The following is a 24,198-nucleotide window of genomic DNA, read 5'->3' as shown; positions in this document are numbered from 1 at the left end:
GGCCCGCCGGCGCCCCTGTTCCGGCCCGGTCTCCGGGGCCGGGGGTCCTCCAGCTGAACGGTTGGCCGGTGCGGCACCTGGACTCGGTAGGGTGGCCGCACCAACGCGTCGGTCTATTGCCAGGAAGTGGTCACCATGAGCGCTGCTACCCCCGCCGGAGGCGACACCATGGCGGCGCGTACCTGGCCCGACGTGCTGAGCACACTGCTCGCGGGCGAGGACCTGAGCGCGGATGCCACCGCCTGGGCGATGGACCGGATCATGCGCGGAGAGGCCAGCGACGTACAGATCGCCGGCTTCGCGGTGGCGCTGCGGGCCAAGGGCGAGACCGTCGAGGAGATCTCCGGTCTCGTACAGGCGATGTACGAGCACGCCCGGACGATCGAGGTCCCCGGGCCCACCGTCGACATCGTCGGTACGGGCGGCGACCGGGCGAAGACCGTGAACATCTCCACCATGTCGGCGATCGTCGTCGCGGGCACCGGCGTCAAGGTCGTCAAGCACGGCAACCGCGCCGCGAGCAGCGCCAGCGGCGCCTCGGACGTGCTGGAGAAGCTGGGCGTCAATCTGGAGCTGTCGCCGGAGCGGGTCGCGGAGATGGCCGACGAGGCGGGCATCACCTTCTGCTTCGCGGTCAAGTTCCACCCCTCGCTGCGGCATGTGGCCGTGGCCCGCAAGGAGTTGGGGGTGCCCACCCCGTTCAACTTCCTCGGTCCGCTCACCAATCCGGCCCGGGTCGCCGCGCAGGCCACCGGAGTGGCGGACGCGCGGATGGCGCCGATCATCGCGGGTGTACTGGCGGCGCGCGGCAGCTCAGCGCTGGTCTTCCGCGGGGACGACGGGCTGGACGAGCTGACCACGACCGCGACCTCCACCGTGTGGGTCGTGCGGGACGGTGTCGTACGGGAGGAGAGCTTCGATCCGCGCGACGTCGGCATCGAACTGGTGCCCGTCGAGGCGCTGCGGGGTGCGGACGCCGCCTACAACGCGGATGTGGCCCGCCGGCTGCTGGAGGGGGAGCGGGGGCCGGTGCGGGACGCGGTGCTGCTGAATGCAGCCGCCGCGTTGGTGGCGCTTTCGCCGGGTGCGGCGCCGTTCGCGGAGCAGATTGCCGCGGGGATGCGGAGCGCGGCGGAGTCGATTGACTCCGGCGCGGCGAGGGAGGTCCTGGAACGGTGGGTTACGGCGAGTAATCGGCCGTAACGGCGCGGCGCCGCCCCTGCCCTGCGCTGCGCTTGGGCAGTCTGCGCCAGGGGCGCAGGGTGGGCAAGCGCAGCCACCGGCCACCGGGCCGCACCCGAGGGGCGCCCACTGCGCGGTGCGGGGTGCGGCCGTCGCGCGGGTGCGGGCCCGCTTGTGCCCACCCGTTCCGCCCTTGGCGGAACAGATGCCCACAAGCGGGCACCGGAGCCCCGCGACATGGTGCGGGGATCACGCCTTGGCGGCGGATTCCAGGGTGGCGATGTCGAGCTTGTGCATGCCGAGCATGGCCTTGGTGACGGACTCGGCCTGGGCCGGTGCCCCCTCGTCGAGGAGTTCGAACAGGCGGCGGGGGACGATCTGCCAGGAGACGCCGTACTTGTCCTTGAGCCAGCCGCACGGGCCCTCCTCGCCGCCGTCGGCGGTCAGCTTGGCCCAGAGGGTGTCCACCTCCTCCTGGGAGCCGCACTCCACCTGGAGGGAGATCGCCTCGGTGAACTGGAACTCCGGGCCTCCGTTGAGGGCGACGAACTGCTGTCCCGCCAGCTCGAAGAGGACGGTCAGCACGGAGCCGGCCCTGCCGGGGGCCACCTCGTTGTGCGCCTCGTTGTAGTGGGTGGTCTCCAGGATGCGGGAGTCGTCGAACAGCGAGGTGTAGAACTTCGCCGCCTCCTCGGCCTGCCCGTCGTACCAGAGGAACGTCTTGATCTTCTGCGGCTTCATGGTGATACCTCCTGGTCGGTGGGTCTCTGCGGATACGGACCGGCTTCGCCGGAGAAATTCATCGGTCCTCAGGGCCGAGTTCTCACATGGGGCCCCCGGCTCGAGTGAGCAGTCCCTTTCCTGCGTGTTACGGGAGGACACGCAGGTCGAAACAGCGGGCTCCTAGCGTCGGTGTTCCTTCCAGCGGACAGGAGGCGACGTGAGGGCACGGTGGATCACTCGATGGGAGCCCGAGGACCCGGGGTTCTGGGAACGTGAGGGGCGGCGCACGGCGCGGCGGAACCTGTGGCTGTCCGTGTTCGCCGAGCACATCGGGTTCGCGGTGTGGAGCCTGTGGTCGGTGCTGGTGCTGTTCATGACCCCCGAGGCGGGCTTCTCGCTCACCCCGGACGACAAGTTTCTGCTGGTTTCGTCGGTGTCGCTGGTCGGCGCGCTGCTGCGGCTGCCGTACGGGTTCGCCGTCACCCGGTTCGGGGGACGCACCTGGACGGTGGCTTCCGCGCTGGCGCTGCTGGTGCCGGTGCTGCTGGCGGCCGTACTGGTGCGGCGGCCGGAGACCCCGCTGTGGGCGCTGCTGCTGTGCGCCGGGGTCGCCGGGCTGGGAGGGGGCAACTTCGCCTCTTCCATGGTCAACATCAACCAGTTCTTCCCCGAGCGTGAGAAGGGCTGGGCGCTCGGGCTGAACGCCGGGGGCGGCAACCTCGGGGTCGCCATGGTGCAGATCCTCGGACTGGTGGTACTGGCCACTGCCGGGGTCGCGCGCCCGGAGATCCTGCCCCTGCTGTTCGTACCGGCCCTGCTGCTGTCCGCGCTGCTGGCCCGCCGGGGCATGGACAACCTGGCCACCAACCGCACCGACTACGGCGCCTACCGGATCGCCGCGCGGGACCGCCACTGCTGGACCGTCTCGCTGCTGTACATCGGGACGTTCGGCTCCTTCATCGGCTTCGGTTTCGCCTTCGGTCTCGTGCTGCAGAACGAGTTCGGCAAGACCCCCGTGCAGGCCGCGGCGCTCACCTTCCTCGGGCCGCTGCTGGGGTCGCTCTCCCGGCCGCTGGGCGGGCGGCTGGCCGACCGGTTCGGCGGGGCGCGGGTCACCGCGTGGACGTTCCTCGCGCTGGCGGTCGGTGCCGGATGTGTGCTGATCGCCTCGGCCGTCGGTTCGTTCGCCGCGTACGTCGCCGTCTTCACGGTGGTGTTCGTACTGACCGGTCTTGGCAACGGGTCGACCTACAAGATGATCCCCGCCATCTACGCGGCGCGGGCCGAGAGCGCGGTGGAGGCGGGCGACGACCCGGCCGAGGCCCGAGCCCAGGGGCGCCGGCTCTCCGGTGCCGTCATCGCGATCTCGGGTGCGGTCGGCGCGCTGGGCGGTGTGGCCATCAACCTCGCCTTTCGTCAGTCGTACCAGTCGACGGGCGGCGCGGACGCGGCCATCGGCGCGTTCCTCGGCTTCTACGTCCTGTGCCTGGTGGTGACCCTGGTCGGGTACGTACGGCGGCCCGCGGCGGAGCGCGCCGACCGGGCAGCCGGTACGCGGCAGCCGGAGCCCGCCACCGCCGAGCGGAGGGGCTGACGTGAGCACGGCCGCCGCAGGCCCCGTGACCGCGACCGGCACCACGACCGGCGGCGGGACCGGCACCGCGACCCACTGCCCGTACTGCGCCCTGCAATGCGCCATGACCCTGACCCCCGAAACCGGCCCGGGTCCCACACCCGTCCGGCTGACCGTCACCCCGCGCGACTTCCCCACCAACCAGGGCGGCCTCTGCCAGAAGGGCTGGACCTCCGCACATCTGCTGGACTCGCCCGAGCGCCTCACCACCCCGCTGGTACGGGACGCCAAGGGCGCTCCGCTCCGTGAGGCCGGCTGGGACGAGGCCCTCGACCTGGTGGCCCGGCGCTTCGCGGAGCTCCGTGAGACGCACGGTGCCGACTCGGTGGCCGTCTTCGGCAGCGGCGGGCTGACCAACGAGAAGGCGTACACACTCGGCAAGTTCGCCCGGGTCGCGCTCGGCACCTCGCAGATCGACTACAACGGCCGGTTCTGCATGTCGTCGGCCGCGGCGGCCGGGAACAAGGCGTTCGGGCTCGACCGGGGGCTGCCCTTTCCCGTCACGGACCTGGACGACTCCGAGGCCGTGGTGCTGGTCGGTGCCAACCCCGCCGAGACGATGCCGCCGCTGATGGGTCACTTCGACCCGGCCCGGCTGATCGTCGTCGACCCGCGCCGCACGGCCACCGCGCAGGCCGCGCTGGACGGTGGCGGCATCCACCTCCAGCCGGCGCCCGGTACGGACCTCGCGCTGGCGCTGGGGCTGCTCCACGTCGCACTGGTGGAGGGCCATCTGGACACCCCGCGGCGCACCGCATACCGCCAGGAGCGCACCGTGGGCTGGGAGGACGTACGGCAGTGCGCCGCGCGCTGGTGGCCGGAGCGTACGGAGCGGCTGACCGGCGTTGCCGCGGCCGATCTGCGCCGCGCCGCCGCCGCGCTGGCCCGCGCCCGCCGCGCCCACATCCTCACCGGGCGCGGTGCCGAACAGCACAGCAAGGGTGTCGACACCGTCTCCGCCTGGATCAACCTGGCCCTCGCCCTGGGCCTGCCCGGTACCCCCGGCTCCGGATACGGCTGCCTGACCGGGCAGGGCAACGGCCAGGGCGGCCGCGAGCACGGCCAGAAGGCCGACCAGCTGCCAGGCTACCGGCACATCGAGGACCCCGCGGCCCGCGAACACATCGCCCGGATCTGGGGAGTTGCGGCCGAGTCGCTGCCGGGTGCCGGACGCAGCGCCTGGGAGCTGCTGGACGCGCTCGGTACGCCGGACGGCCCGGCGGCGCTGCTGGTGATGGGCTCCAACCCGGCCGTCTCCGCGCCGCGGGCACGCCGCGCCGTCGAGCGGCTGCGCGCGCTGGACTTCCTCGTCGTCGCCGACTTCCTCCGCTCGGAGACCGCCGAACTCGCCGATGTGGTGCTGCCGGTGACCATGTGGGCCGAGGAGTCAGGCACCATGACCAATCTGGAGGGCCGCGTGCTGCGGCGCCGCGCGGCCCAGTCCCCGCCGCCGGGTGTGCGTACCGACCTGGAGGTGCTGCACGGACTCGCCGTGCGGCTGGGCCGCGCCGGGCACGAGTTCCCCGCCGACCCGGCGCCCGTCTTCGACGAACTGCGCCGTGCCTCGGCCGGCGGCACCGCCGACTACGCGGGCGCCGCACCGGAACACCTGGACGCGGGCGAGGCCGTGTACTGGCCCGTACGCGAGGGCGCGGCCGGTGAGCCCGTACGCGAAGGTGCGGACCCCGGCGCGGGCACCGTCGGCACGCCGCGGCTCTTCCTCGACCGGTTCGCGCACCCCGACGGGCGTGCCCGGTTCCTGCCCGTCGAGCACCGGGACGCGGCCGAGCTCCCCGACGCCGAGCACCCGCTGTACGCCACCACCGGGCGGCAGTTGCAGCACTACCAGTCCGGTGCGCAGACCCGCCGGGTGCCCGAACTGCTGGCCGCCGCACCCGAGCCGTATGTCGAGGTGCACCCCGACACGGCCCGTCGTGCCGGGCTCGCCGACGGGGACACCGCGCGGATCGTCTCCCGGCGCGGGGCCGTCCTCGCCCGGACCCGCTGCGTGCCGAGCCTGCGCACCGACACCGTGTTCCTGCCGTTCCACTTCCCGGGCGACGGGGCAGCCAACGCGCTCACCAACCCCGCGCTCGACCCGGTGAGCCGGATGCCGGAGTTCAAGCTGAGCGCCGTACGGCTGGAGCGCGCCGACGGGGGCGGCGCCGCCGGCCGGAGGGAGGCAGCGTGAACCGGGCACTGAACGTCGTGGTCGTCGGCAACGGAATGGTCGGCGCGCGGCTGCAGGAGGAGACGCTGCGGCGCGACCCGCGCAGCAGGCGGGTTCGGATGACCGTGCTGGGCGCCGAACCGGTCGGCGGCTACAACCGGGTACTGCTGCCCGGGCTGCTGTCCGGCTCGCTGACGGAGGCCGATCTGGCCCAGGAAGCCCCCGATGGCAGCCCGCTGGCCACCGGCACCACCGTCACCGGCATCGACCGTGAGGCCCGCACCGTCAGCACCGCCGACGGGCGGCAACTCCCGTACGACAGGCTCGTACTGGCCACCGGTGCCCGCACCGCCGTACCCCCGCTGCCCGGACTGCGCGACGACACGGACGAGGGGAGCGGCACACTGGCGCGTGGCGTCACCGCGCTGCGTACGCTCGCCGACGCGCGCCGGCTGCGCCGCCTCGCCGACCGGGCCCGCGCGGTCGGCGCCCGGATCGCCGTGCTCGGCGGCGGCGTGCTCGGGCTGGAGGCAGCCCGCGCGCTGGTGGCCCGCGGAGTCGCGGTGACCGTCGTACACCCGGCGCCGCATGTGATGGACCGGCAGCTGGACGCGCCCGCCGGGCGGGTGCTGGGCCGGGCGCTGCGCCGTACCGGCATCGAGCAGCGGCTGGGCGTGATGGCGGTGCGCTGGGAGCCCGGCAAGGGGCTCCACCTGGACGACGGCAGTGTGCTGCCCGCCGCTGGGCTGCTGCTGTGCACGGGCGCACGGGCCGAGACCGGGCTCGCCGAGGAGTGCGGCCTGGAGGTGGGCCCGGCCGGAATCGCCGTCGACGACACCCTCACCACCTCCGATCCGGACATCTACGCGCTCGGCGACTGCGCCGACGCCGAGCCCGGGCTCATACAGCCCGGCTGGGAACAGGCGACCGTGCTGGCCGAGCGGCTGACCGGCGAGGACCCGTACGCGCGCTACTTCGGCACCCCGCGAGTGACTCGGCTCAAGGCCGCCGGTATCGAACTCGCCTGCCTGGGCGATCCGTTCGTGGACGACGACGGCTTCGCGGGGCACGCCCCGGCCGGTGGCGGCCCGGCGCAGGGCGGCTTCGCGGACGACGGCGGCCCCGAGGTCCTGCGGCTGGAGGACCCGAGCCGGGAGCGCTACGCCAAGCTCGTGCTGCACGGCGACCGGGTCACCGGCGCCATCCTGCTCGGGGTGCCCGACGCTGCCGCCGGCCTTGTGCAGCTCTACGACAAGGGCGCCCCCGCCCCCTCCGACCGGCTCGCCCTCATGCTCGGCCGGGCACTGCCGCCCGAGTCGGCGGGCGAGACCGGCGAGGCGCTGCCCGACCACGCGATGGTGTGCCGCTGCAACAGCGTCACCAAGGGCGCCCTGCGCTCGGCCTGGTACGACGGCGCCCGGTCGGCCCGCGAACTGGCCGACGCCACCCGCGCCACCACCGGCTGCGGCGGCTGCCGCGGCGCCGTCGAGAAGATCGCCGCCTGGCTCGCCGAGACCGACCCGCTCTCCAGCCGTGACACCCCTGCCACGACCGCCCCGAGGTGAACACCATGACTGACTCGCACTCCGAAGCCCCGCGCAAGCTCGTCGTCGTCGGCCACGGCATGGTCGGCCACCGACTGGTCGAAGCCCTCGACTCCCGTGACGCGGACCGGCAGTGGGACATCACCGTGCTCGCCGAGGAGCACCGCCCCGCCTACGACCGCGTCGCCCTCTCGTCCTGCTTCGACGGCGCCGACGAGAGCGCCCTGCGGCTGCCCGAGCACGACCCCGGGCGGGTCGACCTCAGGCTGGGCGACCCGGCGGCCGCGCTCGACCGCGACGCGAACGCCGTACTCACCGCGTCCGGCGAGCGGGTGCCGTACGACGCGCTCGTACTGGCCACCGGATCACGGCCGTTCGTGCCGCCGCTGCCCGGCTCCACGGCGCCCGGCTGCCTCGTCTACCGCACCCTGGACGACATCGACGCCATCCGCGCGGCAGCCGAGAAGTCGGCCACCGGTCGGGGCGTCGTCGTCGGCGGCGGACTGCTCGGGCTGGAGGCCGCCAACGCGCTGCGGCTGCTGGGACTGACCACCCACGTCGTGGAGATGGCCCCGCATCTGATGGCCGTCCAGCTCGACGAGGGCGGCGGCGCGCTGCTCGGCCGCATGGTGAGCGAGCTCGGCGTGACCCTGCACACCGGCACCGGCACCAAGCAGGTCGTCACCGACCCGGAGACCGGCGCGGCCGGCGGAGTCGAGCTGAGCGACGGCACCTTCCTGGAGACCGACCTGGTGGTCTTCGCCGCAGGCGTGCGGCCCCGCGACGAACTCGCCCGGGACGCCGGGCTGGAGGTGGGGGAGCGGGGCGGCGTCGTCGTGGACGAGAGCTGCCGGTCGGTGACGGACCCGCGGGTGTGGGCCGTCGGCGAGGTCGCCTGCATCGAGGGGCGGACACTCGGACTGGTCGCACCCGGATACGCGATGGCCGAGACGGTCGCCGACCGGCTGCTGGGCGGCGAGGCCGCCTTCCCCGGCGCGGACACCGCGACCCAGCTCAAGCTGCTCGGCGTCGGCGTGGCCTCGTTCGGCGACGCGCACGCCACCACGCCGGGCGCGCTGGAGGTCGTCCTCAACGACCCGGTCGCCGCCACCTACGGCAAGCTCGTCGTCTCCGACGACGCCAAGACGCTGCTCGGCGGCATCCTCGTCGGCGACACCTCCGGCTATCCGCTGCTGCGCCCGCTGGTCGGCAGCGCGCTGCCCGCCGACCCGGCCACCCTGCTGGCCCCGGAGTCCGCGGGCGGCGCGGCGGCCGGGGGAGGGGTGGCCGGACTGCCGGACACCGCGCAGATCTGCAGCTGCCACGCCGTCACCAAGGGCGCGCTGACCGAGGCCATCACCGAACAGGGCTGCGCCGACGTCCCCGCGCTCAAGTCCTGCACCAAGGCCGGGACCGGCTGCGGCTCCTGCGTACCGGCGCTCAAGCAGATCCTCGAAGCAGCGGGTGTCGAGCAGTCCAAGGCGCTGTGCGAGCACTTCGACCACTCGCGGGCCGAACTCTTCGAGATCGTCGCGGCCACCGGCATCACCACCTTCTCGCAGCTGGTGGCCGAGCACGGGCGCGGGCGGGGCTGCGACGTGTGCAAGCCGGCCGTCGCCGCGATCCTCGCCTCCCGCGACAGCGGCACCCACATCCTCGACGGCGAACGCGGCGGCCTCCAGGACACCAACGACCGCCACCTCGCCAACATGCAGCGCAACGGCACCTACTCCGTCGTACCCCGCGTCCCCGGCGGCGAGATCACCCCGGCCCGGCTCATCGTGCTCGGCGAGGTGGCCCGCGACTTCGGCCTCTACACCAAGATCACCGGGGGGCAGCGCATCGACCTGCTCGGCGCCCGCCTCGAACAGCTCCCCGCCATCTGGCGCCGGCTCACCGACGCCGGCTTCGAATCGGGGCACGCCTACGGCAAGGCCGTCCGTACGGTGAAGTCCTGCGTGGGCTCCACCTGGTGCCGCTACGGCGTCCAGGACTCGGTCGGCCTCGCCATCGAACTGGAGCTGCGCTACCGGGGACTGCGCGCCCCGCACAAGCTCAAGGCAGGCGTCTCCGGCTGCGCCCGCGAGTGCGCGGAGGCCCGCAGCAAGGACTTCGGCATCATCGCCACCGAGCAGGGCTGGAACCTCTACGTCGGCGGCAACGGCGGCTTCACCCCCCGGCACGCCGAACTCCTCGCCTCCGACCTGGACCACGAGACGCTGGTGCGCACCATCGACCGGTTCCTGATGTTCTACATCCGCACCGCCGACCGCCTCCAGCGCACCGCCGCCTGGCTGGAGAACCTGGAAGGCGGCCTCGACCACCTGCGGGCCGTCATCATGGACGACTCGCTCGGCATCTGCGCCGAACTCGACGCCGCCATGGAGCGCCATGTCGCCGACTACCACGACGAGTGGCGCGGCGTCCTGGAGGACCCCGAGAAGCTGGCCCGCTTCACCTCCTTCGTCAACGCCCCCGAGACCCCCGACCCGGCGATCTCCTTCGCCGTCGAGCGGGAGCAGCCGGTGCCGGTGCCGGGCCCGGTGTCGCTCGGCATGCCGCCGGTGCCCGCCGCCGAGGGGGCGCGCACCCGATGAGCACCCTTGCCCGTACGAGCCGAAAGGTGACCGCCGTGACGACCATGACCACCAGCACCTCCACCGACTGGTCCGCCGTCTGCCCCCTGGACGTCCTCCCCGTCGAGCAGGGCCGCGCGGCACTGCTGCCGGACGGCAGCGCCGTCGCCCTCTTCCGGCTGCACACCGGCGAGGTGTACGCGGTCGGGAATCTGGACCCGTTCAGCGGGGCACCCGTCATCTGCCACGGCATCGTCGGCGACCGGGACGGCGTCCCCGTCGTCACCGGGCCGCTGGGCAAGGAGACCTTCGAGCTGGCGACCGGCCGCTGCCTGGACGACGAGACCGCCCGGCTCCCCGTCCACGAGGTGCGGCTGACCGGCGGAGTGATCGAGGTCTCTGCCCCGCGAAACACGGTGGAAACGCTGGTCGGGGGACGATGAACAGCATGCAGCCCCCACCTGAGCACTGAGAGGAGACGCGGTGTCGGCACCTCAACCGTCGCGAAGCCGCACGGGATCCGTTCCCCCGCTGGCGGGGTTCACCGTCGCGGTCACGGCAGCGCGCCGGGCCGAGGAGCTGGGCGCGCTGCTGGAGCGCCGCGGCGCCGAGGTCGTCCACGCGCCCGCGCTGCGCATCGTCCCGCTCGCGGACGACGTGGAACTGCGCGACGCCACCAAGGAACTGGTGGCCCGCCCGCCCGACGTGGCCGTCGCCACTACCGGCATCGGCTTCCGCGGCTGGATGGAGGCCGCCGACGGCTGGGGCGAGGGCGAGGCCCTGCGCAGCGCCCTCGCCACCGGCGAACTGCTGGCCCGCGGCCCCAAGGCGTGCGGTGCCCTGCGCGCCGCCGGGCTGCGCGAGTCCTGGTCGCCCGCCTCGGAGTCCTCCACCGAGGTCCTCGAGCGGCTGCTGGCCCGCGACGACCTGGCCGGACTGCGGATCGCCGTCCAACTGCACGGTGAACCACTGCGGGACTTCATCGACGCGCTGCGCGGCGCAGGTGCCGAGGTCGTGCCGGTGCCCGTCTACCGGTGGACCGGCCCCGTCGACCCCGGCCCGCTCGACCGGCTCATCGACGGCGTACTGGGCGGCGGCGTGGACGCCCTCACCTTCACCAGCGCGCTGGCCGCCGCCGGGCTCTACGCCCGCGCCGAGGAGAACGGCGTCACCGGGGAACTGACCCAGGCGCTGCGCGGCCGCACCCAGGTCGCCTGCGTCGGGCCCGTCACCGCCGCGCCGCTGCTCGCCCGGGACATCCCCGCCTACTGGCCGGAGCGGTTCCGTGTCGGTGCCCTCGTCCGGCTGCTGTGCGAACGGCTGCCCGCCACCGCGCCGACCCTGCCCGCCGCGGGCCACACCCTGGAAGTACGGGGCTCCGCCGCACTCCTGGACGGCGAGCTGCGGCCGGTCAGCCCCGGCCCGATGGCCATCCTGCGCGCGCTGGCCCGCCACCCCGGTCAGGTGATGTCCTGCGCCGATCTGCTGCCCTATCTGCCCGGCGGCGGCACCGACGAACACGCCGTCGAAGCCGCTGTCGCCCGGCTGCGCACCTCGCTGGGGGTCTCCTCGGTCGTACAGACCGTGACCAAGCGGGGCTACCGCATCGCCCTCGACCCCACATCGGTCTGTGAGGCCGACGCATGACGGTGCTGCTCGTCGCGCACGGCACCCGGCACCTCACCGGCGCCCGCACCGTACGGGAGCTGGCCGACGGTGTCGCCGCCCGGCTGGGGCAGCCGGTCGCCGTTGCCTACGCGGACGTACGGGGGCCGACCGTCGCCGAGGCGTTGGAGCGGTTGCCGGGCCCCGTCAGCCTCGTCCCCGCCTTTCTCGCCTCCGGCTACCACGTGCGGGTCGACATCCCCGCGCAGGTCGCTGCCGCGGGGCGGGCCGCCGATGTGACCATCACCCCCGCGCTGGGGGCCGACGCCGCGTTGCTGCCCGCCCTCGTCGACCGGCTCGCCGAGGCCGGGGTACGGGAGGGGGACGCCGTGGTGCTGGCCGCCGCCGGGTCCTCCGACGCCGGTGCGCGTGCCGAGGCGCACGCCATGGCGCGGCGGCTCGGCCGGCTTTTGCGGGGGCCCGTGCCGGTGGCTTGGGCCGCGACCGCGGAGCCGGCTGTCGCGGACGAGGTTGCGCGGTTGCGCCGTGCGGGCGCTTCGCGGGTTGCCGTCGCCTCTTGGTTGTTGGCGCCCGGCCTGTTCGCCGACCGGCTCCACGCCGCCGGCGCCGATGTCGTGGCCTCGCCCCTCGGAGGGCACCCCGCCGTCGCCGCCGCGCTCGCCGCGAGGGTGCCCCTTCGTGTTGGCGCCGCCGTGGGGTGAGGGCCTCGCGGGTGGGTGGGGGCTGGTGGTTTGAGGGCTGCGGGTGGGTGGGGGTGGTGGTGGGTTGAGGGCCCCACCCCGGGGCCCCCTCCTGTGTTGGGGGCGCTGCCCCCAAACCCCCGGTCCTCGCCGGACGGGCGTTGGGGCGGCTCCGCCCCCCAACTGCCCCCCGCTACGGGGGCTCCGCCCCCCTAGGAGCCCCCCGACCCCAATCGACCCTCTGGACAATTCGTCCTCCGCCCTTGGCCCAGGACCATCCGCTGCGGGTGGCGCCCATATCTGGGGTGGTCGAGAGCGGCCATTGCTCCAACCCCAGATATGGGCGCCACCCGCAGACAAAGGGCAGCGACTCATGGGCGGGCGGTTCTTACGTCAGTGGCTTCTGCGATTGCGGAAGGGGGGTCCTAGGGGGGCGAAGCCCACCTAGCGGGGGGCCGTTGGGGGGCGGAGCCCCCCGACACGACCTGTCGGCGGCAGCCGAAAAACAAAGGGGGCGTGCCCCCACAAGCCAGCCGTCCCGGCGGCAGGCGGGGGGAGCCGCCACCACCCCCCACCCACCCCAGGCCACCACCACCCCCACCCACCCCGCACCGCCACCAACCCCACCCACCCACGCCACCCCCAACACCCACCCACCCGACCCACCACCCACACCCGCCCACGCCACCACCCACCCCAGACCACCAACCCCCCCACCCCGCCACCCCAACTCCCCACCTCTGCCCCACCCCTCCCACCCCGAGCCCTCACCGCCACCCCCCCACCCCCACAGCCACGACCCGCCCCCCTGTGCTCCCTCGAGCACAGGGGGCGTCCACATCGCGGACGTACCAATGGTGGGGCGGCGGGGCCTGTGGCATACTCCCTCGCAGGTCACGAGCGACAGCGACAAAGGCCCCGGCCCGCTGTCCGGCAACCCTCCGTCCGTGGCGGGGTGCCCCGGGTGATGACCAGGCCGTAGGACAGCAAGGTCTACGGCAAGCGCGGATCCCTCTCCGCCAGGGGTCCTGGTCTACGAGGGAGCCTTCTGTGAGCAAGCGAATGCGCTAGGGCCGACGGGCGGCACTTTTCAACGCGCCCCGGCCCTCCCACTGTTCCGCCGTAAGGCGACCAGCACACGGCATCGCCATGCCGTGATTCCCCTTGCCACGCACGCTCTTCACCTTGCCGGAGTACCGCTATGCCGTCCGCAATCGCTTTTGCCCCCTCTTGTACCCCCACGCGCAGCGACGCCCCCCTCCCCGTACTGGGCCGCGACGTCCAGGTGCCGCTCGGCACCGGGGGCGAAGCCCCCTACGCGGCGCTGGACTACGCGGCCAGCGCCCCCGCATTGCAGCGGGTCTGGGACGACGTGGCGGCGTACGCCCCGTACTACGGCAGCGTGCACCGCGGCGCCGGCCACCTCTCCCAGTTGTCGACGGAGCTGTTCGAGCAGAGCAGGCAGGCCGTCGCCGAGTTCCTCGGCTGCCGCGAGGGCGACCAGGTCGTCTTCACCCGCGCGACGACCGACTCCCTCAACCTGCTGGCGGCGGCACTTCCCCAGGGCACCAGGGTGTTCGTGTTCGAGACCGAGCACCACGCCTCCCTCCTCCCGTGGCGGACGCACGACGTGACGTATCTGGACGCGCCCCGCTCGCCCGAACAGGCCGTCGCCACGCTGGAGTCGGCGCTGCACGGGGCCCCCGTCGGGCCGAAGCTGGTCTGTGTGACGGGTGCCTCGAACGTCACCGGCGAGGTGTGGCCGGTGCGCGAGCTGGCCCGCGCCGCGCACCGGCACGGCGCGCGCCTGGTGCTGGACGCGGCGCAGCTCGCCCCGCACCGTCCCGTCAGCCTGACCGAACTGGAGGCGGACTGGGTGGCGTTCTCCGGGCACAAGCTGTACGCGCCGTTCGGCGCGGGTGTGCTGGCCGGCCGCGCCGACTGGCTGCGCGCCGCGGAGCCGTATCTGGCGGGCGGCGGCGCGAGCCGCCGGGTGACCCGCGGTGCGGACGGCGGCGTGGACGTGGAGTGGCACACCACCGCCGCCCGGCACGAGGCGGGCTCGCCCAACGTCATCGGCGCGTACGCCATCGCCTCCGCCTGCCGGGCACTGACCGAGGCGGGGTTCGACCGCCTCGTGGCCCGCGAGGAGGAGCTGCTGGCCCGGCTCCGCACCGGCCTGGCCGACGTCCCCGAGGTGCAGATCCTCTCCCTCTTCGGGGAGGACGCCGACCGGGTGGGCGTGGTCTCGTTCGTCGTAGACGGCTGGAACAGTTCGCACTTCGCGGCGGCGCTCTCCGCCGAGTACGGGATCGGTGTCCGCGACGGCCTCTTCTGCGCCCACCCGCTGCTGCGCGCCCTTCTCGGCCGGCAGGGCGACACTCCCGGCGAGTGCGGGGCACCCGAGGCCGCGCCCGGCGAACGGTCGCTGAACGCGATCCGCGTCAGCTTCGGCGCCGGGACGCCGGACGAGCACGTGGACCGGTTCGTCGCCGCCGTACGGGAGCTGGTGCGGGACGGGGCGCGCTTGAACTACCGTACGGAGGACGGCCGTTGCGTCTCGGAGGCACCCGGGCACGCCGGGAGCTGAGCTCAGTAGGCCACCGTGAACCGCACCCGGTGGTGCTTGGGCCGCTCCGCCTCGTCGATCAGAGCCACGGCGAAGTCCTCCATGGAGATTGCGGAGTGGCCCTCGCCGTCCAGCAGCAGTTCGTCGGCGCCGAGCCGGTAGCGGCCGGTGCGGCGGCCCGGCTCCAGCAGCGCGGGCGGGCTGGCGTACGCCCAGTCCAGGTGGGCCGGGGCGTGCCGCAGCACCAGCTCGTATTGGTCGTTGCACGCCTCGGCGATGGGGCGCCACTCCTCGGGTACGTAGCGCGGGTCGTCGCTGACCTGGACGCGGCCCTCGGTGCCGGGCACCGTCAGGCTGCCCGCGCCGCCGACGAGCAGCAGCCGTACGCCGGTGGTGCCGAGGCCGGCCAGCAGGCCGCGTGCTGCCAGCAGCAGGCCCTCCTCGTTGCCGGGCGCGGGGCGGGTTGCGCTGACGACCAGGTCCTGGCCGTCGCTGAGGGCCGCGACGTCACCGGCGTCGGCCGCGTCGCCCACCCGGTGTGCAGCTCCGGGGTGCAGCGCGGCGAAGCGGGCCGGGTCGCGGACGACGGCGGTGACCTGGTGGCCGCGCGAGAGGGCCTCGGTGACGATCCGGCTGCCGACGTTGCCCGCCGCGCCGAAGACGGTGATGCGCATGGTGCTCAACTCCTAGGTGAGAACGACTTGTCGATAAGTGGTTCGGGGGTGTGTGTGGTCAGTGCGCCGTGCCGCGCTCCGCGCGGATCCGCTCCAGCCCCCACACCGCGAGGGCGCCCGCGGCCAGTCCGGCCCCCAGCAGGCACACGCCGGGCCAGCCGACGCGTGCCCACACCACGGCCGTCAGTGCCGAGCCGGTGGCGCCGCCGATGAAGAAGCTGGTCATGAAGACCGAGTTGAGGCGGTTACGGGCCTCGGGGCGCAGCGCGTACAGCACCGTCTGGCTGCTGTTGAGCACGGCCTGCTGACCGATGTTCAGCGCGACGATGCCCAGGGACAGCCACAGCAGCGAGCGCTCACCGGCCAGAAGCAGCAGCCAGCCGCCGCCCAGCAGGACGATGCCGGACCCGGTCACGTACTGCGTGAAGCCGCGGTCGCCCAGCCGTCCGGCGAAGGTCATCGCCAGCACGCCGATGGCGCCGAGCAGTCCGAAGAGGCCGATCGCCCCCTCCGACCAGTTGTAGGGCGGCCGGGCCAACAGGAAGGTCAGCGCGGTGAGTTGCACGCTGTACGAGGCGAGGGAGAGGCCGCCCAGCACCGAACGGCTGCGCAGCAGCGGCTCTTCGCGCAGCAGTGAGAGGGAGGAGCGCAGCAGTGCGGGATACGACAGCCGGGCTGTGGACCGTGCCCGGGGCAGGTAGCGGTGCAGCGCCACGGCCATCACCGCGACGGGTATCGCGCTGACCCAGTACACGGTGCGCCACCCGCCCAGGCCGGCCAGCGCGCCGGAGACGGTACGGGCGAGCAGCCCGCCCAGCAGCACCCCGGACATCACGGTGGCCACGGTCCGCCCGCGTGCCTCGTCCGGCACGAGGGCCGCGGCGTAGCCGACGACGACCTGCGCGCCGACCGCCGTCAGCGCCACGGCCACGGTGCCCGCCAGCAGCAGCGGCCCGTTGGGCGCGGCGGCCGTCAGCGCGAGGAAGAGCGCGGTGGCCGCCAGCAGGCCGACCGCGAGGCGACGCCGGTCGAGCACGTCCCCGAGCGGGACGATCAGCAGCAGGCCGAGCGCGTAACCCGCCTGTGAGGCGGTCACCAGCAGGCCCGCGAGGGTGGTGCCGATGTGCAGGTCGCGGGTGATGAGGTCGAGCAGGGGCTGGGCGAAGTAGTTGCCCGCGCAGGAGAGCCCGGTGGCGACGGCCATCAGGAGCAGCAGCCTGCGGCTGGGCGCGGCGGCCCCGGCTGCGGGGTCGGCCTCGGCGGGCCTCGTGGGCCGGGCGTCGGCGGCGGTTTCGGTCATGCGTTCAGACTGCGGTCGCCGGTATCGATGAGTCCAACACATCCTTGTCATGCGAGCGATCGTGGACTGCGATCGATCCGTCTAGGGTGGGCGCATGGAACTCCAGCAGCTGCGCTATGTCGTCGCCGTCGCCGAGACCGGCGGCTTCACCCGTGCCGCCGAGCGCTGCCATGTCGTCCAGTCCGCGCTCAGCCACCAGATCGCCAAGCTGGAGAAGGAGTTGGGCGCCCGGCTGTTCGACCGTACGAGCCGCCGGGTGGCGCTCACCCCCGCCGGTGAGGCGTTCCTTCCCGCCGCCCGGCAGTCCCTGGAGGCCGCGGAGCGTGCCGCCGCCGAGGTCGCGGCAGCCACCGGCGAGATCCGCGGCACCCTCGCCCTCGGCGCGATCAGCACCATCGCCTCCGTCGACCTGCCGCGGCTGCTCCGTGACTTCCACACCCGCTATCCGCAGGTGCGGATCAGCCTCACCTCCAGCCGCAGCGAGATGCTGGTCGAGGAAGTCCGCCGCGGCACGCTCGACCTGGCGTTCCTCGGCGTCACCCCGGCCTTCCGCACCAAGGGCGTCCGGTCCCGCACCCTGGTGCGGGACCGCCATGTCGTCATGGTCGCCCCCGACCACCCCCTCGCCGACGAGGGCGCCGACGGGCCGCTGGAGCTGGCGCGGCTGGCCGAGGAGACCTTCGTCGACTTCGCCGCGGGCAGCCACGCCCGGGCCCAGACGGAAGAGATCTTCGCCGCCGCCGGGCTGCACCGCGACGTCGCCTTCGAGGTCTCCCACTGGGAGTTCCTCGCGGGCCTCGTCCGCAACGGCATGGGCATCGCCCTCCTCCCCTCCGCCTTCGTCTCCCAACTCTCGGGCGTCCGCGTCCTCCCCGTACACGAAGGCCCCCAACGCGATGAACGCCTGGTCTGGAGCACCACCCGCCTCACCCCCGCGGGCACCGCGTTCCTGCGGGAGCTGGGGGTGGGGGAGGGGGAGGGGGAGCTGGCGGACTGAGGGCTCACAGCGGCGTCATGAAGGGGAGCTCGACGAGCTCTTCGCGTAGTGCACGCCTGCGGTGCTCCGCGTGATGTCGGCGAGTGAACGTCCGGGGTTGATGCTGCGGACCATGTCCTCCGTCAGCGGGCGGTGGCTGGGCGGGACCCCGGGCGCGGTGCCGGGCTGGCTGCTCGCCGAGCGGGCCGCGGGTGGCTAGAGCACCGGCGGGCGGCCGAGGCGGGTCATGCGCCAGACCGTGGCCCAGCGCATCGGCCGCCGTGGTGGACACGATGTGCGCACGCCCTCGGCGAACCCTCCGAACCAGGCGCGGAGCCCGCCCCAGGAGCGGGTTCGGGCAAGGGTGAGGAGGGTCCAGGCGCCGAGGTAGGCGGGGACGAGCGGCGCTGGCAGGTGGCGTTTGGCCAGCCACACCCGGTTCCGGGCGACCATGCGGTGGAAGACCGCGTGCCGGGTCGGCGAGGTCCACGGGTGCTGGAGCACCAGGGCGGGCTCGTAGAGCACCTTCCACCCCGCGTCCAGGGCCCGCCAGGCAAGGTCGGTCTCCTCATGGGCGTAGAAGAAGGCATCCGGCCAGCCGCCGGTCTGCTTCAGCATCCGGGCCGAGAGGGCGTGGCCACCGCCGAGGAAGGTGGTGACCAGGCCGCCGCGCATCGGGTCACCGGCCCGCAGCCGCGGCACATGGCGCCGTTGGGTACGGCCGCGCTCATCGCAGATACGGAAGCTGACGATGCCCAGCCGCTCGTCCCGCTCGTACAGGGCTGCCAGGCGGGTGAAGACATCGCGGCTGATCAGCAGACCGTCGTCGTCCAGATCCACCACCACATCGACGTCCTCGAACTCGGCCAGGCAGGCAAGGGCCGCGTTCCGGCCGCCGGCCACGCCCAGGTTCTCCGGCAGTTCGAGGCCGGTCACCCCGTCCGGGAGCGAAGGCAGTGGCGCCCCGTTCCCGACCACCACCACCCGCTGCGCGGGCGTCTCCTGCGTGGCGACCGACTCCAGCAGCTCCCTCAGTTCGGCTGGCCGGTTGCCCATCGTCAGGATGGCGACGCCGATGCGCGGACTACTCACAGATGAACGCTCCGTTCCTCGGGACTGCCGCAGATGCTAACGATCCGGGCAGCGGGGCCGACCGCAAGAGAGGTCTTCATGCCCCCACTACGTATCGGCGATTACCTCAGTTCACCCAGCGCCGGAATGCCCGCCGACACCCCGTATGCCGACTTGAGCGACGCGGAGTTGGCTGACTTCCTGGCCGCACCCAGGGCAGCATGCGCCGTCCCGAGCTCCCGGTGTCGTACGCGGGACTTGCGTTGGAGCGCACTCGAAGTGGTGGTATCCGCCAGGGCGTTCGGAACGTCGGCGTTTGTCCGGGGCCGGCGTTCCGGTCCGGCCCCTATTGCTGTCCTGGAGGACTCATGAGCGACTCACCCGTCACGCTGATCACGGGGGGCTCGGCCGGTATTGGGGCTGCGGTGGCGCGGCGGTTGTTGGGGGTCGGGCATCGGGTGGCCGTCACCGGTCGGGATGAGCGGCGGCTGGGGCGGTTCGCGGCGGAGGTCGGGGAGGCGGAAGCGTTGCTGACGGTGGCCGGTGACGCGGGGGACCACATGGCGGTGCAGGCCGCCGTGGAGGCGACCGTCGAACGGTTCGGGCGGCTCGACAACGCGGTGGCGAACGCGGGGTTCGCCACCCACGACACCGTCACCGATGGCGACCCCGGGGGCTGGCGGGGCATGGTGCTCACCAATGTCCTCGGCCCTGCCCTGCTGATCCGGGCGGCCACGGAGCAGTTGCGGGCGACGGGGGGGGGGATCGTGCTGGTCGGCAGCGTCGCGGGCATCCTCCCGACGGTCGGCAACCTGTACGGGGCGGCACCTCACGCGGGGCGGCACGGGTGGCGCAGCAGCGTCCGCATCTTGGCGGGGTCGGTCTCCGACACGTCCGACAGATAGATCTCGTGGTGCAGTCCGTTCGGCACCAGGCCGTGCTCTCGCATATACCGGTCCATGCGGGCGAGGGAGGCCGGTTCATCGGCGTAGGGCCCGTGGTGGACCAGCTGTACGCAGCGTCCCTCGGTGAACGTCACCAGCTGGACCCGGTCGACGGCCGCACCCGAGGGGCGCGCCGCCTCCCGGGCCTGATCGGCCAGGGCCGGGTCCAGCTCGTCCGGCAGCCGCAGGAACAGATGCCACCGCCACAGCTCGCGTTCCACCTCAAGAGGCGGACGCGGGTCCTCGACCCACCACCGGCCCTCCAGCGGCACCGGTTCGGCGTCCGGCAGCGCACCGGCGACGGCGTACAGGGCGCGTACGCAGATTCCGTACTCCTCCCCGCCGGGCTCGCCCTGCCCGGTGACGCCCAGGCCGCGCACGGGCCCGTACTCGGCCGGCTCGGGCTCGTCGGTGGCGGTGTACCAGGAAGCGGTATCGGTCTTCACGGTGTCCGGGTCTCCTTCATGCTGCTCTGCTTCGTACTGCTCTGCGCGCCCGTCCCGGTCATGCGCCGGTCTCCCGTACGGGAACCATCAGCCGGGTGACGAGCTGGTCGGGTGGGGTGACGGCGGGATCGTCGACGTAGACCTCCCGCAGCGGTCCGGCGAGGGCGTGCCCGTGTTCGGCGCACCAGGCCAGCAGGGCGTGCGCGGTCAGCGGGATCTGCGCGTACGGACCGATGTGCGTGGCGCAGGCGAACACCCCGCCGGGCAGCAGATCCACGGCGGTGGACTCCGGCGCGGCGGCCCCCTCCTCCAGTGCGGCGGCGACCGCGACCGGGACCTGCTCCTCCATGTCGAGGGGGAAGAGTCCGGTGAGCCGGGGAGGGTGAGCGGGGTCGAGCAGCGGCAGCAACCGGGCCACGCACTGCGAGGTGACCCGGCCGATGTCGTACGGCGAGGTGGCGACGTCCCGTACGAGGGCGACGCGCTGCGGGTTCTCCTCGCGGAGGGCGATGTGGGCGGTCTCCGCGCTGGGCAGGCCCCGCTCCAGGATCCGCTCCAGCGCGGCGAGGCTCTGCTGCCGCCGGGCCAGCTCGTCGTCGAGCTGGTCGCGCACGGCGGTCAGTGCGCCGGTGGCCTCGGGCGCCCCGCGCAGCACCTCCGCGACGACGGGCAGCGGCACGTCGAGGGAGCGCAGCAGTCCGATGGTCAGCGCGTCGCGGGCCTGCCCGGCGCGGTAGTAGCGGTATCCGGTGACGGAGTCCACCCGGGCGGGCGGCAGCAGTCCCAGATCGGCGTAGTGCCGCAGCTGTTTGACGCTGAGCCGGGCCAGGCGGGCGAACTGTCCGATGGACAGCAGTCGGTCGTCGTTCACGGGGGCAACGTCGTCGTTCACGGGGACAACAATGGACTCTCCCAGGGAGGGAGAGTCCACCCCCGGATCCGGCCCGTCAGCTCACCGGAACTCGTGCACGACCTCGATCGGCCCGACGATGTGCGCGTTGAACTCCGCCAGCTCCTCGGCCGGGACCCACAGTTCGAGAATGGTCTCCCCGCCGGCCTGCTGGACGGGGTACCGCGCGAGGAACTCCGACTCGACGCGGAACCGCGTCACGTAACCCGCCCCGTCGTGTTTGACGTTCCAGTCCCGGGCGATCCGTACGGCGTAGTCCTCGTTGAGGACCGGATAGAAGATCGGCTGCTCCGGCAGCCGCGGCGGCCACGCCCGCCACTCCAGTTCCCGTACCAGCTCCAGCTCTTTCGGCCCGGTGGGCCGCCACAGCGTGGTCGTCGCAACCTGCCCCGTACTCATTCCCCCACGCTACCGGCCCCGGTCAGCTGCCGCGCCGCGGGGAGCCGGGTGCCCAGCAGCACCATGCGGACGGCGTGTTCGGTGGCGTCGGCCAGATGCAGTGGGGCCAGCGCGAGGGCGTCGGGCAGTGTGAGCGGCGCGGGGAGAATCGAGCGGTACGCGTCGATGCCGCTGGCCCGGGTCTCGTCGGCGCCCTCGCCCAGGGTGCCGGCCAGTGCCAGCACGGGCTTGCCGAACTCCTTGGCGCGGCGAGCCACTTCGGCGGGCACCTTGCCGCGTGCGGTCTGCCGGTCCAGGGAGCCCTCGGCGGTCAGCACGAGGTCGGCGCGGGAGAGCCGGGCGTCCAGGTCGAGATGGTCGAGCAGCACCTCGAAGCGGGGCAGCAGACTGGTGCCGAGCGCGGCCAGCCCGGCGCCCAGGCCACCGGAGGCGCCCGTTCCGGGGCCGGTGCGCAGATCGACGGCGGTACCGCCCGCGCCCAGGTCGCGCCGCAGCACCGCCGCCCACCTCTCCAGCGCCGCCGCCAGCGACCGGACCTGGGCAGGCGTCGCGCCCTTCTGCGGCCCGAAGACCTGGGCGACACCCGAGGGCCCGCACAGCACGTTGAACGGATTGCAGGCGGCCACCAGTTCGGTCCCCGCCAGCCGGGGGTCGAGGCCCGACGGATCGATACGGTCCAGCCGCGCCAGGGCGGCTCCGCCGTGTGGCAGCTCCACGCCGTCCGCGTCCAGTAGTCGCGCGCCCAGTGCTTGGAGCGCTCCGGCGCCGCCGTCCGAGGTGCCGGAGTCGCCGCACCCGACGATCACCCGGCGTACCCCCGCGTCCAGCGCCGCGCGGATCAGCTCCCCGACGCCGTACGTGGTCGTCGACCCCGGATCGCGGCGGTCTGCCGGAACCAGGGAGAGACCCGCGACCGCCGCCATCTCCACCACCGCGGTGGGACGTGCGCCGAGCGTGCCTGCCCCGCCGAGGAGCGCGAAGTGGCTCGGCACCGGCTCGCCCACCGGCCCGGTCGCCGTACGGTGCACCAGCCGGCCACCGGTCGCCACAGCCAGTGCCTCGGCCGTGCCCTCACCGCCGTCCACCAGCGGTATCAGATCGAGCGTGGCCCGAGGGGCGACTCTGCGGATACCCACGGCCATGGCCTCGGCGGCCTGCCGTGCGGAGAGGGACTCCTTGAATCCGCTGGGTGCGAGAGCGAAGTGGAACGGCATCGGATCTCCTGAAGAGCGCGGGGTGACAGAGCAGGGCGGGGCGGTACGGCTCACAGCAGCGGTACTGCTCACAACAGCGGTACGGCTCACAGCACGGGAACGCCGAGCAGCGGCCAGACCGCCAGCGCGAACAGCAGGACGAGCAGCGCCGTCAGCGGCGCGAGCACGGCGGACAGCCGCAGCAGGTCGTTCCGCGTGTAGGTGGGGGTGTCGGGAACATCGGCGAAGAGGGCCACGGGCTTCGCCGAGGCGGGGAGTGTGTGGCAGAAGCCGGCCGCCGCGGTGGAGGCGAGCGCGGCCGACACCGGATTGACGCCCGCACCCGCCGCGGCGGCCACCACGAGCGGCACCAGCACACTGGAGCGGGCCGACCGGGACTGGAGCAGCAGATGCGCTCCCGTACTCACCACCACGACGGCCGCGAGGAACGCCCACGGCGGTACGGCTGAACTTCCGGGCAGCCCGCCGACCAGCCACTCGGCGGCGCCGGACGTGGACAGCGCGACGCCCATCGCCATCGTCGCGGCCATGAACAGCAGCAGCGACCACGGCACCGTCTTCAGCGCGTCCTTCAGCCCGACCGTGCCCAGCGCGGGCGAGGCGGCGACGACGGCGCCGATCAGCGCGACGAGCGCGGGCGACACCCCGTGCAGCGGCTCCGCACACCACAGGACGACGACGGTGACGAGCAGCAGCGCGGCGCGGGCCTCCGGCGGGGACAGGGGTCCGGTGACCCGGGTCGTGGAGTGCCGCTGGATGTCCTCGGCGGTGACGCGGACCCCCTCGCGCCGGTCAGCACGCCGCGTGGTGGTCAGCAGCACCACCTCTGCGGCCAGATGGGAGGAGACGACGGCCAGCGGCAGACCGAGCAGCAACCACTGGGTGAAGCCGACGTGCCGGCCCGCCGACTCCCACAGCACGCTCACGGTGATCAGATGTGCGCCCGCGCCGATCAGTGTGGCCACGGCGGACAGCAGGATGACGGTGGGGAAGAGCAGCGCGAGCATCACCACCAGCCGTACGCGTTCCCACAGTACGGCGGCGAGGGCGAGGAAGACGGGCAGCGCCAGCGCGGCCCGCCCCGAGGTGGCGGGTATCGCGAACGCGCTCACCACCAGTGCGGCGGTCGTCAGATGAACGAGCTGCCGCACCGACCGGGCCCCGCTGACCAGGAAGGCGGCCGCCCGCGCCGCCAGCCCTGTCCTGGTGACCGCTGCGGCGAGGACGAACGCGCAGATCAGCAACCAGACCGTCGCGTCGCCGAGGGTGCCGAACAGCGTGTCGGAGCTGATCACCCCGGTCACAGCCAGTGCCAGCCCGCCGCCGAGCGCCACGTAGGTGTCGTCGATCGGGGTGCCGATCCAGGCGCACGTCGCCAGGGCGAACACGGCCAGCGTCACGCGGGCCTGACCGCTCAGCCCGGGGAAGTTGCCGGGCACGGCGAGCAGCGCGCACAGGCTCAGCGCGACGCAGAGGGCGCAGAGGGCGGTCAGGGGGAGACCCTGCCGGACGGGCGGTGTCATACCCAGGAGTCTTCGGCCCGGCGGTGAGCCCTCGATGA

At 73.5% G+C, this 24,198-nt stretch carries 19 protein-coding genes, 1 pseudogene and 1 riboswitch; of the genes and pseudogenes, 11 read left to right on the top strand and 9 right to left on the bottom strand.

Features of this window, described 5'->3' with window-relative positions:
• Nucleotides 1-135: 135 nt before the first annotated feature.
• Entirely contained in the window at nt 136-1,203 is a 1,068-nt protein-coding gene (gene trpD / locus ACQEU8_RS27810) for an anthranilate phosphoribosyltransferase (protein ID WP_433105803.1), read from the top strand.
• A 228-nt stretch (nt 1,204-1,431) separates the two neighbouring features.
• Here trpD and ACQEU8_RS27805 read toward each other — a convergent pair whose 3' ends face one another.
• Nucleotides 1,432-1,923, bottom strand: coding sequence for a VOC family protein (locus tag ACQEU8_RS27805; protein WP_433105801.1), 492 nt, complete (start codon nt 1,921-1,923; stop codon nt 1,432-1,434).
• Nucleotides 1,924-2,122: 199 nt separating this feature from the next.
• On the opposite strand from ACQEU8_RS27805, the gene ACQEU8_RS27800 reads away from it, so the two are divergent.
• From ACQEU8_RS27800 to ACQEU8_RS27765, 8 genes are all read left to right on the top strand, one after another.
• Nucleotides 2,123-3,499, top strand: coding sequence for an MFS transporter (locus ACQEU8_RS27800; protein ID WP_433105799.1), 1,377 nt, complete (start codon nt 2,123-2,125; stop codon nt 3,497-3,499).
• A 25-nt stretch (nt 3,500-3,524) separates the two neighbouring features.
• Entirely contained in the window at nt 3,525-5,729 is a 2,205-nt protein-coding gene (locus tag ACQEU8_RS27795) for a molybdopterin oxidoreductase family protein (protein WP_433108768.1), read from the top strand.
• Entirely contained in the window at nt 5,726-7,273 is a 1,548-nt protein-coding gene (locus tag ACQEU8_RS27790; protein ID WP_433105797.1) for an FAD-dependent oxidoreductase, read from the top strand. Before ACQEU8_RS27795 ends, ACQEU8_RS27790 begins: the two co-directional genes overlap by 4 nt.
• A gap of 5 nt (nt 7,274-7,278) precedes the next feature.
• Entirely contained in the window at nt 7,279-9,849 is a 2,571-nt protein-coding gene (gene nirB, locus ACQEU8_RS27785) for a nitrite reductase large subunit NirB (RefSeq protein ID WP_433105795.1), read from the top strand.
• A gap of 44 nt (nt 9,850-9,893) precedes the next feature.
• Nucleotides 9,894-10,271, top strand: a complete 378-nt coding sequence (gene nirD, locus ACQEU8_RS27780; protein ID WP_433108766.1) for a nitrite reductase small subunit NirD — start codon at nt 9,894-9,896, stop codon at nt 10,269-10,271.
• A gap of 40 nt (nt 10,272-10,311) precedes the next feature.
• Entirely contained in the window at nt 10,312-11,475 is a 1,164-nt protein-coding gene (locus ACQEU8_RS27775; protein WP_433105793.1) for a uroporphyrinogen-III synthase, read from the top strand.
• Complete coding sequence (locus ACQEU8_RS27770; protein ID WP_433105791.1) at nt 11,472-12,155, top strand: sirohydrochlorin chelatase; 684 nt, start codon at nt 11,472-11,474, stop codon at nt 12,153-12,155. The genes ACQEU8_RS27775 and ACQEU8_RS27770 overlap by 4 nt, the downstream gene beginning before the upstream one ends.
• Nucleotides 12,156-13,026: 871 nt before the next feature.
• Nucleotides 13,027-13,145, top strand: a riboswitch (SAM riboswitch).
• A gap of 190 nt (nt 13,146-13,335) precedes the next feature.
• Complete coding sequence (locus tag ACQEU8_RS27765) at nt 13,336-14,724, top strand: aminotransferase class V-fold PLP-dependent enzyme (RefSeq protein WP_433105789.1); 1,389 nt, start codon at nt 13,336-13,338, stop codon at nt 14,722-14,724.
• 2 nt (nt 14,725-14,726) lie between these two features.
• Here ACQEU8_RS27765 and ACQEU8_RS27760 read toward each other — a convergent pair whose 3' ends face one another.
• Both ACQEU8_RS27760 and ACQEU8_RS27755 read right to left on the bottom strand, forming a co-directional pair.
• Complete coding sequence (locus tag ACQEU8_RS27760) at nt 14,727-15,377, bottom strand: NAD(P)-dependent oxidoreductase (RefSeq protein ID WP_433105787.1); 651 nt, start codon at nt 15,375-15,377, stop codon at nt 14,727-14,729.
• Between the two features lie 58 nt (nt 15,378-15,435).
• Nucleotides 15,436-16,677, bottom strand: a complete 1,242-nt coding sequence (locus ACQEU8_RS27755; RefSeq protein WP_433105785.1) for an MFS transporter — start codon at nt 16,675-16,677, stop codon at nt 15,436-15,438.
• A gap of 94 nt (nt 16,678-16,771) precedes the next feature.
• Between ACQEU8_RS27755 and ACQEU8_RS27750 the strand changes: the two genes are divergently transcribed.
• A complete protein-coding gene (locus ACQEU8_RS27750; protein ID WP_433105783.1) occupies nt 16,772-17,674 on the top strand; it encodes a LysR family transcriptional regulator in 903 nt (300 codons plus the stop codon).
• 195 nt (nt 17,675-17,869) lie between these two features.
• Here ACQEU8_RS27750 and ACQEU8_RS27745 read toward each other — a convergent pair whose 3' ends face one another.
• On the bottom strand, nt 17,870-18,745 hold the full coding sequence (locus ACQEU8_RS27745) for a glycosyltransferase family 2 protein (RefSeq protein ID WP_433105781.1): 876 nt from the start codon (nt 18,743-18,745) through the stop codon (nt 17,870-17,872).
• A gap of 347 nt (nt 18,746-19,092) precedes the next feature.
• Here ACQEU8_RS27745 and ACQEU8_RS27740 point away from each other — a divergent pair.
• Nucleotides 19,093-19,560: pseudogene (locus tag ACQEU8_RS27740) on the top strand (SDR family oxidoreductase); the annotation flags it as partial.
• Here the strand turns inward: ACQEU8_RS27740 and ACQEU8_RS27735 are convergent.
• The 5 genes from ACQEU8_RS27735 to ACQEU8_RS27715 form a co-directional block, all read right to left on the bottom strand.
• Complete coding sequence (locus ACQEU8_RS27735; protein ID WP_433108764.1) at nt 19,554-19,763, bottom strand: GyrI-like domain-containing protein; 210 nt, start codon at nt 19,761-19,763, stop codon at nt 19,554-19,556. The pseudogene ACQEU8_RS27740 and the gene ACQEU8_RS27735 overlap by 7 nt on opposite strands.
• 409 nt (nt 19,764-20,172) lie before the next feature.
• Nucleotides 20,173-21,006 carry a MerR family transcriptional regulator gene (locus tag ACQEU8_RS27730; RefSeq protein ID WP_433105779.1) on the bottom strand — a complete coding sequence of 278 codons (834 nt, stop codon included), beginning with the start codon at nt 21,004-21,006 and terminating at the stop codon, nt 20,173-20,175.
• 60 nt (nt 21,007-21,066) lie between these two features.
• Nucleotides 21,067-21,423 (bottom strand): hypothetical protein, encoded by a 357-nt coding sequence (locus ACQEU8_RS27725; RefSeq protein WP_433105777.1) that lies wholly within the window; start codon nt 21,421-21,423, stop codon nt 21,067-21,069.
• The gene (locus ACQEU8_RS27720; protein ID WP_433105775.1) at nt 21,420-22,637 is read right to left on the bottom strand and encodes a glycerate kinase family protein; all 1,218 of its coding nucleotides are present in this window, start codon (nt 22,635-22,637) and stop codon (nt 21,420-21,422) included. Before ACQEU8_RS27720 ends, ACQEU8_RS27725 begins: the two co-directional genes overlap by 4 nt.
• Nucleotides 22,638-22,723: 86 nt before the next feature.
• Complete coding sequence (locus ACQEU8_RS27715; RefSeq protein ID WP_433105773.1) at nt 22,724-24,160, bottom strand: SLC13 family permease; 1,437 nt, start codon at nt 24,158-24,160, stop codon at nt 22,724-22,726.
• Between the last annotated feature and the right edge of the window lie 38 nt (nt 24,161-24,198).

It is taken from the genome of Streptomyces sp. CA-250714 (assembly GCF_050936705.1).
Taxonomy (GTDB): domain Bacteria; phylum Actinomycetota; class Actinomycetes; order Streptomycetales; family Streptomycetaceae; genus Streptomyces.
The sequence above is the reverse complement of the archived record's forward strand: the minus strand, read 5'-3'. Positions and strand labels throughout refer to the sequence as shown.

Excerpts from the sequence above, each read along its gene's own strand:
- trpD (WP_433105803.1), top strand. The coding sequence starts at position 136 with ATGAGCGCTGCTACCCCCGCCGGAGGCGACACCATGGCGGCGCGTACC.
- ACQEU8_RS27805 (WP_433105801.1), bottom strand. The coding sequence starts at position 1,923 with ATGAAGCCGCAGAAGATCAAGACGTTCCTCTGGTACGACGGGCAGGCC.
- nirB (WP_433105795.1), top strand. The coding sequence starts at position 7,279 with ATGACTGACTCGCACTCCGAAGCCCCGCGCAAGCTCGTCGTCGTCGGC.
- nirD (WP_433108766.1), top strand. The coding sequence starts at position 9,894 with ATGACCACCAGCACCTCCACCGACTGGTCCGCCGTCTGCCCCCTGGAC.
- ACQEU8_RS27770 (WP_433105791.1), top strand. The coding sequence starts at position 11,472 with ATGACGGTGCTGCTCGTCGCGCACGGCACCCGGCACCTCACCGGCGCC.
- ACQEU8_RS27765 (WP_433105789.1), top strand. The coding sequence starts at position 13,336 with ATGCCGTCCGCAATCGCTTTTGCCCCCTCTTGTACCCCCACGCGCAGC.
- ACQEU8_RS27760 (WP_433105787.1), bottom strand. The coding sequence starts at position 15,377 with ATGCGCATCACCGTCTTCGGCGCGGCGGGCAACGTCGGCAGCCGGATC.
- ACQEU8_RS27755 (WP_433105785.1), bottom strand. The coding sequence starts at position 16,677 with ATGACCGAAACCGCCGCCGACGCCCGGCCCACGAGGCCCGCCGAGGCC.
- ACQEU8_RS27750 (WP_433105783.1), top strand. The coding sequence starts at position 16,772 with ATGGAACTCCAGCAGCTGCGCTATGTCGTCGCCGTCGCCGAGACCGGC.
- ACQEU8_RS27725 (WP_433105777.1), bottom strand. The coding sequence starts at position 21,423 with ATGAGTACGGGGCAGGTTGCGACGACCACGCTGTGGCGGCCCACCGGG.
- ACQEU8_RS27720 (WP_433105775.1), bottom strand. The coding sequence starts at position 22,637 with ATGCCGTTCCACTTCGCTCTCGCACCCAGCGGATTCAAGGAGTCCCTC.
- ACQEU8_RS27715 (WP_433105773.1), bottom strand. The coding sequence starts at position 24,160 with ATGACACCGCCCGTCCGGCAGGGTCTCCCCCTGACCGCCCTCTGCGCC.